Here is a 16,386-nt window from a genome sequence, read left to right as displayed (position 1 = left end):
GTCAGAGCAGGTCTTCACCCGTGTCGTCGTAGTCCGCCTGCTCGCCCTCGGGGTTCAGAGGGTCCGCGCCGGTCAGGGCGAGGACCAGGTAGGCGCCGTAGGGCGAGCCGTCCTGCTCGTCCTTGACGTCCAGCGCTCCGCCGAGGCCGTCCTCGTCCACCTCGAACGCCGCCGGGTCCAGGCCCAGCCGCCGGGCGAGCCCGCCCACCGGGGTGAGCAGCCGGTCGCGCGCGGTCCCGGCCACCGCGGTCCCGTCCTCCGCGGTCCCGCCCTCCTGCGGAGGGAACACCACGAGGAGATCGGCGAGGTAGCCCCGGCGCAGTCCGTCGGGACCGGCCTCCTCGAACTGCGCCGAGACCGGCCGGAGCTCGGAGACCAGCGGCAGCCAGGCACGCAGCGCCTCCTCCGCGGTGCGCACCCACCCCAGGTTCAGTGCGACGCGGCAGACCACGTCGTCGGGGGAGAACCGCATCAGTGGGTCACGTATCCCTTCTTGGAGATGTTGGCGTGGGAGTAGTCCTTCCCCTGATTCTTGCTGCCCGCGAACGTCTCGAAGCCCTTGCCCTTCGGGATCTGGACGTCCCACTCGTCCTTGCCGTCCTTGGCCCGGGTCCAGATGTTGCCGTACTTGTCCGGGAAACCACCGCCCCGCACCTGGGGCCGCTTGGGATCCCAGCCCTTCGGCGGGACGTACGGGATCGGGCCGTCGGTGGGCAGGTCGTACTTCTTGGCGGTGGCGAGCCAGTTCTTGTTCTTGTAGGCCTTGCCCGAGTCGCCGGCCAGCTTGTTCATCTTCGCGAGCGCCTCGCCGTACTGACTGGGCGAGAGGTGCTTCACGCTCTTGATCGCGTTGCCGACCCAGTCCAGGTCGTCGACGTACTTGGCGAGGTGCTCGAACTCGTCGAGGTACTTCGCGAACTTCGCCGGCTTGGCGAGCGCGTCGCCCACGTAGGGGATGAACGCGGCCAGCGAGAGGCCCGCACCGGCGAAGTCGCCCTGGAAGAGGCTGATCAGCCCGGACGACCCGTCGCTGACGGGTGTCGGGTCGAACATGCCGGTGATGTCGAGGACCAGCTTGGCCTTGTCGGCGGCCGACAGACCGCCCTCGCCCTCCAGATCCTCGTCCGGCGCCGGATAGTCCTTCTGGCCGTCGCCCTCGACGGGGCTCGGCTCCTCGCCCTGCTCCTTCAGCTCCTCGATGAGCTTGTCCAGGGCGGACTTCAGGGCCTCGCCCGCCGCCTTGGCGGCCTCGGCCGCGCTCTTGCCCGCCGCGACCGCCGAGGCCGCGGCTGCGGCGGCCTGACCGTAGGCGTAGTCGGCGGAAGCCGCGGCGCGGGACGCCGAGGCGGCGGCCTGGTGTGCGGACTCGCCCGCCGCTGCCGCCGCCTGGTTCGCGGTCGCCGCGGCGGACTTGGCCCGGTCGGCGGAGGCGCGGGCCCGCTGGGCCGAGGCCTCCGCGTCGTCGGCCGACTTGGCGGCGTCCGAGGCGAAACCGGCGGCCTTGGCGGCGGAGTCCTTGGCGTCCTGGGCGTGACCGGCGGCTTCGACGGCCGCGTTACGGGCCTTGGCCGCGGCCTCGGCCGCCCTGGAGGCGTCCTGGTTGGCGAGGGCCGCCGCCCGGGCGCCCTCGGCGATCAGCTTGCGCACCCCGGCCACGTGGGCGGCCTGCTCGGAGTCCTGCTGCGCCGTCCGGTACTGGACGGCGCCCACGAAGTCGCGCAGCATCCGGGCCGGACCGGCGAGGGCCACCTGAGCGGCCGCCCTGGTCTGCGGTCCGCCGGTCTGGAGGATCTTCAGGGCCTCCACCCGGTCGTCCTCCTCCCGGGCGGTGTACTGGCCCTTCTCCAGGAACGCCAGCAGGGCGGCGGTGGTGCCCGCGTCGATGGCGTCGCCGGCGGCCCGCTTGACCCCGGTGCCGCCGGTCCTGGACATCTCCAGGACCTTGACCCGGTAGTCGTCGGCCTGGACGGTGTGCTGCCCCGTCTCCAGGAACGCCACGACCTCGGCGTGCGTCCCGGCCAGCGCCTGTTCGGCAGCGGCCTTGAGCGCGGCCGAGCCGTTCTCCTTCAGGTGCTGGACCCGGGCCCGGTCGTCCTGTTCGACGGCGGTGGCGTATCCGGTGCGGATCCACTCCTGGACGTCGGCGTCGGTGCCGGTCAGCGCCGCCTCGGCGGCCTGCTGGGACCAGGGGCCCCCGTCGGTCACGATGTGGAACGCGGCGACCCGGCCCTTGGCCGCGACGACCGCGGGCTCGGCGCCCTCGGCTCCGGCGGCGGCGAGCAGTTCCTTGGTCTCGGTGGTGCGGCGGTCGGCCTCGGCCACCGCGTCCGATTCCTTGGCCGCGGCGGCGTCCTCGCGCTTCTTGATCTCCCCGGCGACCTGGACGGAGTTGTCGAGGTCGTTCCGCAGCCGGACGGCCTCCGCCTCGCGGGCGGTCTCTTCCACCGTGCGGGCCTTGGCGACCGCGTCGGTGGCCACCTTGGCGGCGGCGATCGCCGCGTTCGCGTGCTTGGTGGACTGGTTGGCGTAATCCTTCGACTGGCCCGCGTACTTCACGGCCTCGTCGGCCGCCTTGGCCGCCGCGTCCGCGTGGGCGGCCGCGTCATTGGCAGCCGTACGGGACTCGCGCGCGGCGGCGGCAGCCTTGTTGGCCAGGGCTTCCGCGTTGTTGGCCGCGCTCGTCGAGATCGCCGCCGCCCGCCGGGCGCGGGCCGCGGCGTCGGCCGCGCGCCGGGACTCGGCCGCCGCGACGTTCGACTGGGCCCCGGCCTCGGCGGCCGCGGTGGCCGCGGCCGCGGCGTTCCGTCCGGCGCTGGCGGCGGCCTGCGCGGAGTTGATCGACTCGACCACGGCGGTCAGCGCCTGGAGCACGGCGTCGGCGGCGGTACGGGCGTCGGCCGCCGCGTTGCGGGCGGTCTTGGCCGCGGCGCTCGCGGCCGCCGCCTGCCCGGCGTCCTTGGACGCGGCTGTGGCGGAGTGGTAGGCGTTCGCGGCGGCCCGGCCGGCTGCCGCTGCCGCCGCGGCAGCGGCGGACGCGGCGTTGGAGGCGGTGCGGGCGGCACTGGTGGCCTCGTTGGAGGCGCGGATCGCGGTGCTCGCCGCCGATGCCGCGGCGTCGGCGGCGTCGGCGGCACGGCCGGCGGCCTTGGACGCGCGGGCGGCGTCCGCCTGAGCGGCGGCCGTCTCCCTGGCGGCCTTCTCGGCCGCTTCCTTGGCGTGCGCGGCGGCGGCGACGGCCTTCGCCGAGGTCTCCTTGGCCTTCGCCGTCTCCGCCCTGGATTTCTGACCGGCACGCTTGGCCAGTTCGGCCAGCGCCTTGACGGTCATCGTCTCCTGGTCGCGGGCGCGGGCGGTGTGCTGGCCGTTCTCGATGAACTCGTGGACATCGAGGGCCGATCCGTTCATCGCGCTCTGGCCGGCGGCCTTCACCTGCGGTCCGCCGAGCTGTACGACGGTGAGGAGCTGGACCCGCTCGTCCTCTTCCCGGGCGGTGTACCGGCCCTCGGTGAGGAAATCGGTCAGGGCCTGTTCGGTATCGGCGTTGAGCGCGTTCTGGCCGGCGGTTCGGACCGCGCGGTCACCTTCGTTCATCACCCGCAGTACTTCGACGCGCTGATCGTCCGTATAGGGCGCTTTCCAGCCATTGGCAAGAAACATGCTGAGATCGTCGGGCGTTCCGGACAGCGCCTGCTGCGCCGCTCCACGGACTCCCGGGCCGGCATTCCCGAGCATTTTGAGAACGGCGACCCGGCCGTCCTCTTCGACCAAGGGACCCAGTTCGGATGTGAGGAAGGTGTGGATCTGCGCGTCCGTGCCGATGAGCGCCTTCGCCGCGGCTTCCTTGGTCGAATCGCCGCCCGACTTCCAGGCGTTCAGTACCTGGACGCGTTCGTTCCGCGCAGCCTCCGCACTGCGCGGAGCGACGCCCGCGGCGGCCGCGGCGGTGCCGAAGGCGCCGGCCACCAGGGCCAGGGCGGTGGCGCCCACCACCGCGGCCCGCGTGATCGGACCGTCGGGGGACAGGGCCCGTCTCGCCCGGCCCGCCCATGTGTCCACATACATGTCGTCTCCTGATCGCATGGCCGGGCATTTCGCCGGCGTAGGGGTGCGGTGCGTCCTGAGTTTGTGCGAGAACGGATGGAAACAACACATCCGCCATCTCGCACCGGATGTGACGCCCCGCCTCGAACCGGGCCTTCTGTCCTGCCTTCGGGCGGGATGGGGTAATAGCCCGATGATTCACGGGTGCTGTCACTCGGTCTCGGTTCGTGGAAGTCGGCCACCTCTTGAGCGGTGGTGTCGGACGCCATACGTCCGAAGATCAATCGGCCCGGTAAAGACCCGCGGCCTTGAGCGTGGGGATGATATGAATATTCGGCTCGACATGTGAAGTTGACGTGCCGAGTGGACGCTGCGTACCGAGGGGGGCCTCGATTCAGTCGAGCGGTGCACCAACGCTCCTTCTCGTACGTGCCGTGTCTGTGGTCCGACTACGAGAGGCTGATGAAACAGTGCGAGCCCGTTCTTTCCTTTCCTGCGCACTTGCGGCGAGCGCCGTCACCGGGGTCTTCCTGATGGGCGCTCCGTCCGCCGGGGCCGAGCCCGTCGCTCAGGTCGTCCCGGCCGCCGCGGCCGACGAGTTGCCGCCCGTGGCCGTGGAGGACTTCGCCTACCCGAACGCGGACAAGATCTTCGCCGAGCAGGGCATCCGCCTCAAGCGCGGCGATGGGCACATCGTGCTCGCGGACTGCGCGTCCGCCACCGGACTGGTCGAGGTCTGGTCCCGTGACAAGGGCAAGTTCTGCTTCAAGGTCACCGGCGCCAGCGGCTTCCTGTCGCTCGAACTCCCGCAGGTCTACGGGGTCAAGGGCAACGACTACACGCTCCGCGTCGACATGGAGGTCGCGGGCACGGGCACGGAGGCGTCCTTCGACGTCGCCAAGAACGCCTGGACCCCGGTCGGTGAGAGCGCCGACCCCGAGAACCGCGACCACACGCTTCTTGAGCTCCACGCCACCAAGTAGCAGTCGGCCCGACTCATCCGGAACGAGCAAGGGATCCTTGTGTCTTTGAGATCTTCCCGCCGTGTGCGGGGTACGGCACTGTTCGCGGTGGTCGCCGCGGCCGGTGCGCTGACGGTCACCTCCCCGGCGCAGGCCGTGGTCGGTGACGCGGTCGCCGACGGTTCGTACGCCTTCACCGCGAAGCTCGACATCGGTGAGGGTGAAGCCAAGCGTGCCTGCACCGGTTCGCTGGTCGACGCCCAGTGGATCCTCACCGCGAGCAGTTGCTTCGCGGCGGCGGGACAGCCGGCCTTCCCGCTTCCCGCCGGGGCCCCGGCGCTGAAGACCACGGCGACGATCGGGCGCACGGACCTGACCGGGACCGGCGGGAAGGTCGTCGAGGTGACCGAGCTGGTCTCCCGCACCGACCGCGATCTGGTGATGGCCAAGTTGGCCCAGCCGGTCACGGACATCGCCCCGCTGCTGCTCGCGGACTCCGCCCCGGTGGCGGGCGAGAGCCTGCGGGCGCTCGGCTACGGGCGTACCGCGACGTCCTGGGTGCCCGACCGGCTGCACGCCGGCACGGTCGCCGTGACCGCGTCCGATGCGACCACGGTGGCCGTCACCCGGGACGGCGGTGCGATCTGCAAGGGCGACGCGGGCGGTCCCGCGCTGCGCGAGCAGGACGGCAAGGTCCTGCTCGCCGCCGTCCACAGCGCCTCCTGGCAGGCCGGCTGCTTCGGCTCCGACGAGACCCGTCCCGGTGCGGTGGAGACCCGCACCGACGACCTCGTCGACTGGGTCACCCAGGTCCGCGGACTGCCCGGGGAGTCCCAGGCCGCCTCCGGCGACTTCAACGGCGACGGCAAGGAGGACATCGCCGCGTTCTACGACAACGGCCCCTCCACGACGGGCAGTAACAGGTCCTCGCTCTTCGCCTTCTACAGCAACGGCACCGGCTTCGCCGAGCCCAAGAGGGTCTGGAGCACCCCGGGCGGCTTCACCTGGAGCAAGAGCCAGCTGACCGCCGGCGACTTCACCGGCGACGGCAAGGACGACCTCGCGGTCCTCTACGACTCCGGCGCCTCCGAAACCGGCGCCATCACCTCGCTGTACACCTTCACCAGCACCGGCACCGGCTTCAGCTCGCCCAAGCAGACCTGGACCACCCCCGGTGGCTTCACCTGGAGCAAGAGCAAGGTCACCTCGGGCGACTACAACGGGGACGGCAAGGACGACGTCGCCGTCTTCTACGACTCCGGCTCCTCCGACACGGGCCAGGTGTCCTCCCTCTACACGTTCAACAGCACCGGGACCGGCTTCGCCAACCCGCGCAAGACCTGGACCACCACCGGAGGCTTCACCTGGTCGGCCGGCCAGGTGACCTCGGGCGACTACGACAAGGACGGCAAGGACGACATCGCCGTCTTCTACAACGGCGGCAAGTCCGCCGACGGCAAGTTCGTCTCGTCGCTGTACACCTTCAGCAGCAACGGAACGGCCTTCGACAACCCGCGCAAGACCTGGACCAGCAGCGGCTCCTTCAACTGGAACGCCTCCAAGCTGACTTCCGGGGACTACAGCGGCGACGGCCGGGACGACATCGCCGTCCTCTACAACCGCGGCACCACGGAGGCGGGCGTGCACCAGTCCGCGCTCTTCACTTTCGCGAGCACCGGCACGGACTTCGCCGCACCCCGCGAGGTATGGGCCAGCACGGGATCCTTCTCCTGGGCCGCGAGCCAGCCCGTGTCCGGTGACTTCAACAACGACGGCAAGGCCGACGTCGGTGTCCTCTACCGGTCCGGGACGTCCGCCGACGGCCGGCGCATCGACAGCCTGTTCTCGTTCACGAGCACCGGAACCGGCGTCAAGGCCCCGGTCAAGAACTGGACCGGCAGCGTCGTCTGACCCTCTGGATCGGCCGGTGGGCGAGACGGCCGGCCGATCCTCCTCGCACCGACCACGACCGGCGGATATCCGGGTGATCAACCCGGGTTCCGCCGGTTAGGGTGCGCCGCATGACCCTTCTCTCCCACGACCGTTACTGCGACGAGATCCTGGCCCAGACCGACGCCCTGCGCGCGGTGCTGACCGGCGCGGACCTCACCGCGACCGTCCCCACCTGCCCCGACTGGACCCTGCGCGAACTCGCCGTCCACGTCGGCGGCGCGCACCGCTGGGTCGGCGAGATCGTTCGCACCCGCGCCGCCGAGGAGGTCCCGGAGGACAAGGTGCCCGGCTTCGAAGGCCCGGTCGGCGACGACCCGGCCGCGCTGGACGCCTGGCTCGCCGAAGGTGCGGCCGCCACCGTCGAGGCCCTGCGGGAAGCCGGGCCGGACGCCGAGGTGTGGACCTGGGTGACGGAGCAGCGAACGGCCTTCTGGGCGCGGCGCATGACGCACGAGACAGCGGTGCACCGGGCCGACGCGGCACTCGCCGCCCGCGCCCCGTACGAGGTCGACGCCGAGGTGGCCGCCGACACCATCGAGGAATGGCTGCGCATCGTCTCCCTGGCCCAGGAAGAGGGCGATCCGGAGGCGGCGGAACTGCGGGGCGGCGGGCGCTCGTTGCACCTGCACGCCACCGATGTTCCCGGTGCGGAGTGGCTGATCGAGTTCGGCGACGACCGCTTCACCTGGCGGCACGCGCACGAGAAGGCCACCGTCGCGCTGCGCGGAACGCTCACCGATCTGATGCTCGTCTTCAACCGCCGCCTGGAGCCGACGAGTCCGCGGGTCGAGGTGCTCGGTGACGCCGCGCTGCTGGACTTCTGGCTGGACCGGTCGTCGTTCGGCTGAGCCGCCGGGAAGCGCGGGACGTCCCCTAGCCGTTCAGCTCCGCCAGGACCCGCAGCGTGTGCGGGTCCGGGGCGGTGACCAGCAGATCCGTCACCGGGCCCGTGCGCCACAGCTCCAGCCGCTCCGCGATGCGGGCGCGCGGCCCGATCAGGGAGATCTCGTCGGCGAACGCGTCGGGCACCGCCCGTACCGCCTCCTCCTTGCGGCCCTGGAGGAACAGCTCCTGGATCCGCCGGGCCTCCTCCTCGAACCCCATACGGGCCATCAGATCGGCGTGGAAGTTGCGGGCCGCGTGCCCCATCCCGCCGATGTAGAAGCCGAGCATCGCCTTCACCGGCCACAGGCCCTCGGCCACGTCGTCGCAGACGTGCGCGCGGGCCATCGGCGCGATCATGAAGCCGTCCCGGAGCCCGGCGAGCGAGGCCCCGTAGACGTCCGTGCGCAGCGGCGACCAGTACAGCGGCAGCCAGCCGTCCGCGATCTCCACCGTCTGCGCGATGTTCTTCGGGCCCTCCGCGCCCAGCAGGACGGGGAGCGAGGCCCGCAGTGGATGCGTGATCGGCTTCAGCGGCTTGCCGAGCCCGGTGGCGTCCGGGCCGTCGTACGGATGGGAGTGGAAGCGGCCCGCCAGCTCGACCGGAGCCTGCCGCGCCAGCACCTGCCGGATCACCTCGACGTACTCGCGGGTCGCGGTCAGCGGGCTCCTGGGGAACGGCCGCCCGTACCACCCCTCCACCACCTGCGGTCCGGACAGGCCGAGTCCGAGCAGCATCCGGCCGCCGGAGAGATGATCCAGGGTCAGCGCGTGCATGGCCGTCGCGGTGGGTGTGCGGGCCGCCATCTGGACGATGCCGGTGCCCAGCCGGATCCGTGAGGTGTGGGCGGCGATCCAGGTCAGCGGCGTGAAGGCGTCCGACCCCCAGGCCTCGGCCGTCCACACCGAGTCGTAGCCGAGCCGCTCGGCCTCCTGGACCAGGGCGAGTTGGCCGGGGTCCGGGCCGCGGCCCCAGTATCCGAGCGCGAGTCCGAGCCGCATTCCGCTCCCTCCCAACGTAACTGACGAAGTGTCAGACCGAGGTGACCGGGTTGGACTGTACGACAACGGCCCCCCGCCCGGAAGGGCGAGGGGCCGTGACGTGTGCTGTGGCGTACGGATCAGCCGCGCTGGATGCCCGTGGTGTCCTGGAGGACGCCACGACGGCCGTCCTGCGTCTGGGCGATGAGGCTCTGGCCGCGCTGCTCCACCGCGAGGTACCAGGTGCCCGGCGCCAGCTCGGCGATCGGGTTCGGCGAACCGTCCTCGCCGTACAGCGGACGGGCCACCGGAACGGCGAACCAGAACGCGGTGAACTCGCCCGCCGGGGCCGCGCCGCCCTGCGCGGGCTGCTGGGCCTGGGCCTGCTGCGCCTGCGCCGGGTCGCCCTGGGCGGGCTGACCCTGCTGGGGGGCTCCGGGGTAGCCGTAACCCTGGCTCGGCTGGGCGCCGTACGGCTGCTGCTGGCCGGCCGGGAAGCCGTAGCCCTGGCCGGGGCCGGCGCCGTACGGGGCCTGCCCGGCCCCGACGCCCTGCGCCGGGGAGGCCGGGCTGAGGAGCGGGGCCTTGAACGCGGGGATCAGCGGACCGGCGACCGTGCCGGCGACGAGCACGATGGCGGCCAGCAGGCCCAGGATCAGCCCGGCGCCCGCGTTGTTGACGTCGAGGATCGTCCAGAAGGCGGTCCACAGCGCGAAGACGGTGAGTGCGGTCCCGAACTGGCCGAGGTCGAGCCCGACGACCTTGCGGCCCGGCATGGCCCGGCTGACGATGACCAGCGCCGCGCCGATGACCCCGGCGAGGAAGACGCTCATCAGGAGCCCGAGCGAGTCCCAGGCGTTCGGGCTGTCGTACCGGGAGCAGTCGACGCCCTGCGGGCAGTCGTAGCTGGAGAAGTCGAGGAAAGAGGCGATGAACAGCACGACCGCTGCTCCGATCACCACGCCGTCGCCTCGAGTGAGGGATCGGATATTCACGTGAAGGTCCTTAGTCGGTCGTCTCGTCGGGGCGGTCGTCGCTGCCGCCGGTGCGGCTCGAAGCTCGGGAGCGGCTCCCCATCGTACGGATGAATCTATCGTCTGCCCGGGCGGGTTGCGTCCGTGCCCGGATCATGAGCGGCTATCCCCCCAATATCACCGCAGAACTACCCCTTCAGGTAGCTGGTAATGCCGTCGGCCAGTCCCTGGGCCGCCTTCTGCCGCCAACTCGCGCTGGTGAGCAGGGCCGCGTCCTTCGGGTCACGCATATTGCCGCATTCGACGAACACCTTGGGCACGGTCGACAGATTCAGTCCGCCGAGATCATTACGCGTGTCCAGACCGGTATTTCCGCCGACGTAATTGGAAGGCGCGCTTCCGGTCGTACGGACGAAGTGTCCGGCGATCCTCGCGCCGAGATCGGCCGAACTCTTCACGATCTTCGAGGTGTCGGCCCCGCCGCCCTTCACCCCGGCGGGCAGGATCACGTGGAAGCCCCGGTTGCCCACGGCGGATCCGTCGGCGTGCACCGAGACCACCGCGTCGGCCTTCGCCTCGTTCCCGATCCGGGCCCGCTCGTCGATGCACGGCCCGAACGGCCGGTCCGCGTCGTGCGTCAGCCGGACCCGGGCGCCCTCGGCCTCCAGCAGCGTGCGCAGCCGGTGGGACACGTCGAGGGTGAACCGGGCCTCCGCGTAGCCGTCATCGGTGGACGTACCGGTGGTGTCGCACTCCTTGCGGCCGGTGCCGATGTCGACCTTCTCGTTGATCTCCCGGGTGTGGTCGCGGTTGCGCGGATTGTGTCCCGGGTCGATCACCACGGTCCGGCCGGTCAGCGGGCCCTTCGGCAGCGGCTTCGCGGACCCGGACCCGGAGTCGGAGGGGGAAGCCGTTCCGGACGGCTCCGGCTGCTGCCCGGTCGGCGTCGGAGCCGTCGAGGAGGCGGCGTCCGCGCCGGGCCTGGGCGAGGCCGCACCGGCCCCGTCGGCTTCCGGACCGCCACCGCATCCGGCGGCGGTCAGGCATACGGCGGCCAGCGCGGCGGCCACGGAGAGGGGCCGGGCGCGGCGGGTGGGGGGAGGGCTGTCGTCGTACGGCACGCGGCGATGCTACCCACCCGTGCCGTCCGGGCGGCTCAGATCCCGGCCCCCGTGCGGCGCAGCACCCGCAGCGAGTCCGTCGCCGACACCTCGGTGAACGCCCCGGAGGCCAGCGCCCGGAGGTAGATCCGGTAGGGGGCCTGCCCGCCGTCGGCCGGGTCGGGGAACACGTCGTGGATCACCAGCAGCCCGTCCATGACGATGTGCGGGGCCCAGCCCTCGTAGTCGGCGTTCGCGTGCTCGTCGGTGTGCCCGCCGTCGATGAAGACGAGCCCGAGCGGTCCGGCCCACACGGCGGCGACCTGCGGGGAGCGCCCGACGAGCGCCACCACGTGGTCCTCCAGGCCGGCCCGGCGCAGGGTGCGGCGGAACGTCGGCAGGGTGTCCATCAGCCCGACCTCCGGGTCCACCACGCTCGGGTCGTGGTACTCCCAGCCGGGCTGCTGCTCCTCGCTGCCCCGGTGGTGGTCGACGGTGAGCGCGCTCACCCCGGCGCCCCGCGCCGCGTCCGCGAGCAGGATGGCGGACCGTCCGCAGTACGTGCCCACTTCCAGCAGCGGCAGCCCGAGCGCACCGGCCCCGGTGGCGGCGGCGTACAGGGCGAGGCCCTCGTGGACCGGCATGAAGCCCTTGGCGGCCTCGAACGCGGCGAGGATCTCCGGCTCGGGCCCTGCTGCGGACGCGACGGTCACGGGGTTCCTCCAGGTGGGGCGGGGTGAGTGCGGAACGGCGCCCCATCGTGCCGTACGCCCCCGCCGAAGGGATCGGCGGGGGCGTACGTGGGGTGAGCCCGGGTCGGGCGGCCCCCGGCGGAACCGTGCGCTCGTGTCAGCAGCTCTGCCAGAGTCGGGTCATGACGCGGACGCCGAAGCGCAGGCCCTCCAGCGGGACGCGCTCGTCCACACCGTGGAAGAGGCGGCCGTAGTCCAGGTCGTGCGGGAGCTTCAGGCCCTTGAAGCCGAAGCAGCGGATGCCCAGGTGGGTGAAGGCCTTGGCGTCGGTGCCACCCGGGTTGCAGTACGGGACGGGGTGGCCGTCCGGGTCCTCGGCGCGGACGGCGTCGCACATCGCGTCGACGAGCGGGCCGTCGAACGTCGTCTCCATCGCGATGTCGTGGTTGACCCACTCACGGCTGACGGAGGGGAGCAGGAGCCGGTCGATCGTGTCGATCAGTTCCTGCTCGTGCCCGGGGAGGAAACGTCCGTCGACGCGGGCGGTGGCCTTCCCGGGGATGACGTTGGTCTGGTAGCCGGCGGTGAACATGGTGGGGTTCGCCGAGTTGCGGAGCACCACCTGCATGAAGTCCGCGACCGGGCCGAGACGGGCGAGGCTCGACTCGATGTCGTTCTCGTCGAATTCGACGCCGTAGAGCCGGGCGGCCTCCTCCAGCAGGGCGCGGACCGGTTCGATCAGCCGGATCGGGAAGGTCTCGCGGCCGATCCGGGTGAGGGACTCGGCGAGGTCGGTGACCGCGTTCTCGTCGTTGGGCGACGAGCCGTGGCCGGCCCGGCCGTTCGCGGTGAGCTCCATCCAGGCCATGCCGCGCTGGGCGTTCTCGATCGGGTACAGCCGGCGCGTGTCGTCGAGGGCGAAGGAGAAGCCGCCGCCCTCGCCGATCGCCTCGGTGACCCCGGAGAAGAGGTCCGGCCGGTGCTCGACCAGCCAGTGGGCGCCGAACTTGCCGCCCGCCTCCTCGTCGGCGAGGAAGGCGAGCACCACGTCGCGGGCCGGCTTCGTGCCGGTGCGGGCGAAGTGCCGGGCGGTGGCGAGCATGACCGCCACCGTGTCCTTCATGTCGATCGCGCCCCGGCCCCAGAGGTAGCCGTCGCGGATCTCGCCCGAGAACGGCGGCACCTGCCACTCGGCGGCGTCGGCGGGTACGACGTCCAGGTGGCCGTGGACCAGCAGGGCGCCGCGCTCGGTGTCGTCCCCGGCGATCCGGGCGATGACGCTGGCCCGGCCCGGGGCGGACTCGACCAGTTCGGAGGCGATGCCCACCTCGGCGAGGCGGTCCACCACCCAGTCGGCGGCGGCGCGCTCGTCGCTGGTCGGGTTGGAGGTGTCGAACCGGATCAGCTCGGCGCAGAGGTCCACGACCTCGGTCTGGGCCTGCTCGGAGGCGGCGGTGAGGGTCATGCTGCTCCTGCCGGAGTGGTCGCGCGGGCGGCGGGGGCGGGGCTGCTGCCGTCCTCGTCGTCCAGGGTGGAGGTGCCGTACGGCTTGACCCAGCCCAGCAGGCCGAGGGCGCAGTACAGCAGGAAGGCGGTGGCCAGTGAGTTGAGGGCCGGGATGCCGCCGTCGTAGAACTTGCCGACGCAGAACGCCACGACCCAGATGACCAGGGACATCGGCACCCAGGTGGGCGAGGTCAGCGGCAGGGTCTCCGCCTCCCGGGTGTCGTCCAGCGGCTTGCGCATCTTCTTCACGACCCAGTACTCGGCGACGATGATGCCGCCGATCGGCGGGATCATCACGCCCAGCAGGGAGAGGAACTCCGTGAAGTGGGTCATGATGCCGACCGCGGACAGGAGCGTGCCGGCGATGCCGAGGACGACGGTGACCACACCGCGGTGCAGCCGCTTGCGGAAGACGACCTGGAAGAAGTTGACGACGCCGAGCGAGGAGCCGTACAGGTTCCAGTCGTTGATCTTCGCGGTGGACATCAGGACCACCATCACACCGAACGCGCCCGAGGTGGAGAGCACGATGTGGGAGACGTCGCTCGACTTCACCAGGTGGCCGAGCAGTACGCCGACCATGCCGACGATGTACTCGGAGAGGATCATCGAGGAGGCGCTCTGCACGAAGACGTGCGAGCCCTTCTTGTTGTAGCGGGTCATCTCCGGGGAGACGATCGCGCCGGTCATGTAACCGCCCGCGATGGCGGTGGCGGCGACGGCCAGCGGGATCGCCTCGCCGGGCGGCGGCGAGCTGATCAGCTCACTGATCGAGTGGTCGTTGAGCGTCGTGATGATCGACCAGGCGACCATGCCGAAGAACAGCGGGGTGACGATCTTGGCGAACAGGGCCATGTACTTGAAGCCGAAGATCACCAGGCCCGTGATGGCGATGCCCGCGATCACGCACCACATCCAGGACGGTCCGCCGACCAGCGCCGAGACGCTGTTGCCGAAGATCGTGTTCTGGACGCCGAACCAGCCGACCAGGCTGACCGCGATGACGAAGCTGACCAGTGCCGAACCGTTGCGGCCGAAGCCCGTCCAGCGGGTGAGCATCGGGGTCGCCAGACCCTCGCGCATACCGGCCAGACCGATCGCGAAGATCACGATCTCCAGGATCACCGCACCGAGCGTGAAGGCGAGGAAGGCGTCCCCGAAGGTCATGCCGACGCCGATGGTGGCGCCCAGCGTGAACTGGGAGATCGAGCCGGACTGGGCCAGCCACTGCAGGAGCATGGACCAGAAGCCGAAGCGCTTGTCGCGCGGGACCCGCGAGAGCGAGTAGTCGTCGCTGCCGATGCTCTTGGCTTCGGGGGCCGTGGCGTCGGCCTGGGGGGCGGATGCCATCAGGACTCCTGGGTGGTGCGGCCGAGGGTCTGCAGGTGAGCCAGCGACCCGTAGCGGTTGACGAGGTTGTCGAACTCCACCGCGTCGTGGAAGTCCAGGTTCCCGGCGCCGAAGGCCTTGGCGACCTCCACGGCGTAGCGGGCGGCGGACGCGATGTCGCTCTCGTGGCTCGCGCCCGTCTGGCAGCCCGGTACCGCGGCGGCCGAGGTGACCGCGAGACCGACGACCGGAGCGGCGGTCGCGGTGGCGGGCTGGAGGATCGAATTGATGTGGTGTGCACCGTTACCGTACGGCGTGATGTCCTGGGTGGTCACCGGGTATGTGACCAACGGCTCACCGGTCACCACGGCCAGCAGCTCGCCGAGCTGTTCGCCGACCCGGAGCACCCAGCCCTCCTTGACGGTGGGCGACAGGGCCAGGCCCTTGTGGTTGATGATCCGGTTGCCCTTGGTGGTGTCGATGGAGAGCACGGCCTCCATGTCGGCGGTCACCTCGTGCCGGTTCATCGTGGCGATGTCCACGGGCGAGCCCATGAACGGCACCGGGTCGTGCGGCTCGGTCGGCGCGTTCGGGCAGATGTGCGTGGCGACGACGACGTCACCGGGCAGCACATCGCCGCGACGGTGCATGTCGAGCAGCTTGGCCGCCGTGGCGATGGCGGCGGCCGCGCCGTCGGCGTCGGAGACCAGACCGGTCACCTCGGGCCGGGCGCCGATACCGCCGAGCCGGCCCACCACACCGAGGGTGCGGGCGCTGCCGCCCGACGTCCGGCCGCGGGATCCGGGGATGCGGACGAGCACGAAGTCCGTCGAGCCCTGATCACCCGTGACGGTGGTGACCTGCGCGGACGAGCCCTCGGCCCCCGCTGCGGCGTCGAGGTACTCGACGACCGTCTTGCCATTGACCTGGGGATCGTCCAGAAGCTCGACGATGTCCAGTACGTACTTCAACATGGGGGCTTTTCTCCTGATCCTGACACCCGCCCGGCGCTCGACGGGGAGAGCGCGGGGCGGGGTGCTGAGGCAACATTCGGGATCGGATAGCGTTGAGCGCAACTGTTTCCCGCTATTAGCAATTCTGGTCTGAATGGTGAGATGACGATGGCCGAGTTCGATCTGGACCGACGTACGCCCGCCGGGGCGCTGCAGACCGTCGACCGGGCACTCCTGGTGCTGCTCGCCTTCGAGCGCACCCGGCCCGACTGGGGCGTCACCGAGGTCGCCGAGGAGTTCGGCTGGGACACCTCCGTCGCCCAGCGGCTGCTCGCCACCCTGGCCGGCCGGGGCTTCCTGGTCTCCGACCCGGCCACCCGCCGCTACCGCATCGGCCCCGCCGTGCTGCGCCTCGGCCGGCTCTGGGAGCGCTCGGGCTCACTGGAGCTGCTGGCCGGTCCGGTCCTGGAGGAGCTGCGCCGGACCACCGGCGACACGGTCCTGTTCTGCCTTCCGGACAGCTTCCACATGCGCTGCGTGGCCGCCGAGGAGGGCGAGACCGGACCGCTGCGCTACTACCCGCTGGTCGGTGAGCTCTACCCGGCGCACGCGGGCGCGACCAGTAAGTCGTACTACGCCTATCTGCCCGACGAGCAGCGCCACCGGCTCTTCCGGGGCCGCCCCATGGCGCGCTTCACGGATCGCACCGTCACCGAACCGGACCTGCTGGAACAGGAGTTCATGAAGATCCGGGCCCAGGGCTACGCCTGGACGGTCGGCGAGTACGACACCGGGATCGCCACCGTCGCCGTACCGGTGTTCCTGGGGCGCGAGCCGTACGGAAGTCTCAGCCTCGGTGGCGGGGAGGACCGGTTCCAGGGGGCGCCCGAGGACCGGCTCGACGCGCTGCGCCACGCGGCCCAGTTGCTGGAGCAGCGCCTCACCCACCCGCCGCAGCGGCCGAAGTCCCGCGCCCGGCGGCCCCGCACCACTTGACCGACCCGATCCGCCCG

General features: G+C 71.4%; 13 protein-coding genes. 4 read left to right on the top strand and 9 right to left on the bottom strand.

The features are described 5' to 3' along the window. Window position 1: 1 nt before the first annotated feature. Together IE272_RS02665 and IE272_RS02660 are read right to left on the bottom strand one after the other, a co-directional pair. Window positions 2-472: a hypothetical protein gene (locus IE272_RS02665; protein WP_190006165.1), complete on the bottom strand. Its 471-nt coding sequence runs from the start codon at window positions 470-472 to the stop codon at window positions 2-4. Continuing rightward, complete coding sequence (locus IE272_RS02660; RefSeq protein WP_190006164.1) at window positions 472-4,062, bottom strand: polymorphic toxin type 17 domain-containing protein; 3,591 nt, start codon at window positions 4,060-4,062, stop codon at window positions 472-474. Before IE272_RS02660 ends, IE272_RS02665 begins: the two co-directional genes overlap by 1 nt. 512 nt (window positions 4,063-4,574) lie before the next feature. On the opposite strand from IE272_RS02660, the gene IE272_RS02655 reads away from it, so the two are divergent. The 3 genes from IE272_RS02655 to IE272_RS02645 all read left to right on the top strand — a co-directional run bounded on the left by IE272_RS02655 (window position 4,575) and on the right by IE272_RS02645 (window position 7,804). Further along, entirely contained in the window at window positions 4,575-5,024 is a 450-nt protein-coding gene (locus IE272_RS02655) for a hypothetical protein (RefSeq protein WP_050357882.1), read from the top strand. Window positions 5,025-5,069: 45 nt separating this feature from the next. Next, a complete protein-coding gene (locus IE272_RS02650) occupies window positions 5,070-6,914 on the top strand; it encodes an FG-GAP-like repeat-containing protein (protein WP_157875706.1) in 1,845 nt (614 codons plus the stop codon). 110 nt (window positions 6,915-7,024) lie between these two features. After that, window positions 7,025-7,804: a maleylpyruvate isomerase family mycothiol-dependent enzyme gene (locus tag IE272_RS02645; protein ID WP_190006163.1), complete on the top strand. Its 780-nt coding sequence runs from the start codon at window positions 7,025-7,027 to the stop codon at window positions 7,802-7,804. 25 nt (window positions 7,805-7,829) lie between these two features. On the opposite strand, the gene IE272_RS02640 is transcribed toward IE272_RS02645, so the two are convergent. The 7 genes from IE272_RS02640 to IE272_RS02610 form a co-directional block, all read right to left on the bottom strand. Continuing rightward, window positions 7,830-8,840 carry an LLM class F420-dependent oxidoreductase gene (locus tag IE272_RS02640; protein ID WP_069756612.1) on the bottom strand — a complete coding sequence of 337 codons (1,011 nt, stop codon included), beginning with the start codon at window positions 8,838-8,840 and terminating at the stop codon, window positions 7,830-7,832. Window positions 8,841-8,959: 119 nt separating this feature from the next. Further along, window positions 8,960-9,814, bottom strand: a complete 855-nt coding sequence (locus IE272_RS02635; protein WP_190006162.1) for a hypothetical protein — start codon at window positions 9,812-9,814, stop codon at window positions 8,960-8,962. A 167-nt stretch (window positions 9,815-9,981) separates the two neighbouring features. Beyond that, the gene (locus tag IE272_RS02630) at window positions 9,982-10,914 is read right to left on the bottom strand and encodes an N-acetylmuramoyl-L-alanine amidase (RefSeq protein ID WP_190006161.1); all 933 of its coding nucleotides are present in this window, start codon (window positions 10,912-10,914) and stop codon (window positions 9,982-9,984) included. A gap of 35 nt (window positions 10,915-10,949) precedes the next feature. Then, window positions 10,950-11,606, bottom strand: coding sequence for a class I SAM-dependent methyltransferase (locus tag IE272_RS02625; protein ID WP_050357888.1), 657 nt, complete (start codon window positions 11,604-11,606; stop codon window positions 10,950-10,952). 136 nt (window positions 11,607-11,742) lie between these two features. Continuing rightward, on the bottom strand, window positions 11,743-13,050 hold the full coding sequence (locus IE272_RS02620; RefSeq protein WP_050357889.1) for a M20/M25/M40 family metallo-hydrolase: 1,308 nt from the start codon (window positions 13,048-13,050) through the stop codon (window positions 11,743-11,745). Next, on the bottom strand, window positions 13,047-14,441 hold the full coding sequence (locus IE272_RS02615; protein WP_050357890.1) for a cytosine permease: 1,395 nt from the start codon (window positions 14,439-14,441) through the stop codon (window positions 13,047-13,049). The genes IE272_RS02620 and IE272_RS02615 overlap by 4 nt, the downstream gene beginning before the upstream one ends. Beyond that, window positions 14,441-15,394: a DUF1177 domain-containing protein gene (locus IE272_RS02610; protein WP_190006160.1), complete on the bottom strand. Its 954-nt coding sequence runs from the start codon at window positions 15,392-15,394 to the stop codon at window positions 14,441-14,443. Before IE272_RS02610 ends, IE272_RS02615 begins: the two co-directional genes overlap by 1 nt. A gap of 147 nt (window positions 15,395-15,541) precedes the next feature. On the opposite strand from IE272_RS02610, the gene IE272_RS02605 reads away from it, so the two are divergent. Then, complete coding sequence (locus tag IE272_RS02605; protein ID WP_050358269.1) at window positions 15,542-16,369, top strand: IclR family transcriptional regulator; 828 nt, start codon at window positions 15,542-15,544, stop codon at window positions 16,367-16,369. Window positions 16,370-16,386 lie beyond the last annotated feature (17 nt).

This window comes from Streptomyces anulatus, from assembly GCF_014650675.1.
In the GTDB taxonomy this organism is placed as follows: domain Bacteria; phylum Actinomycetota; class Actinomycetes; order Streptomycetales; family Streptomycetaceae; genus Streptomyces; species Streptomyces anulatus.
Note: the sequence above shows the minus strand (reverse complement) of the source record. Positions and strands in the feature narration are given on the sequence as shown.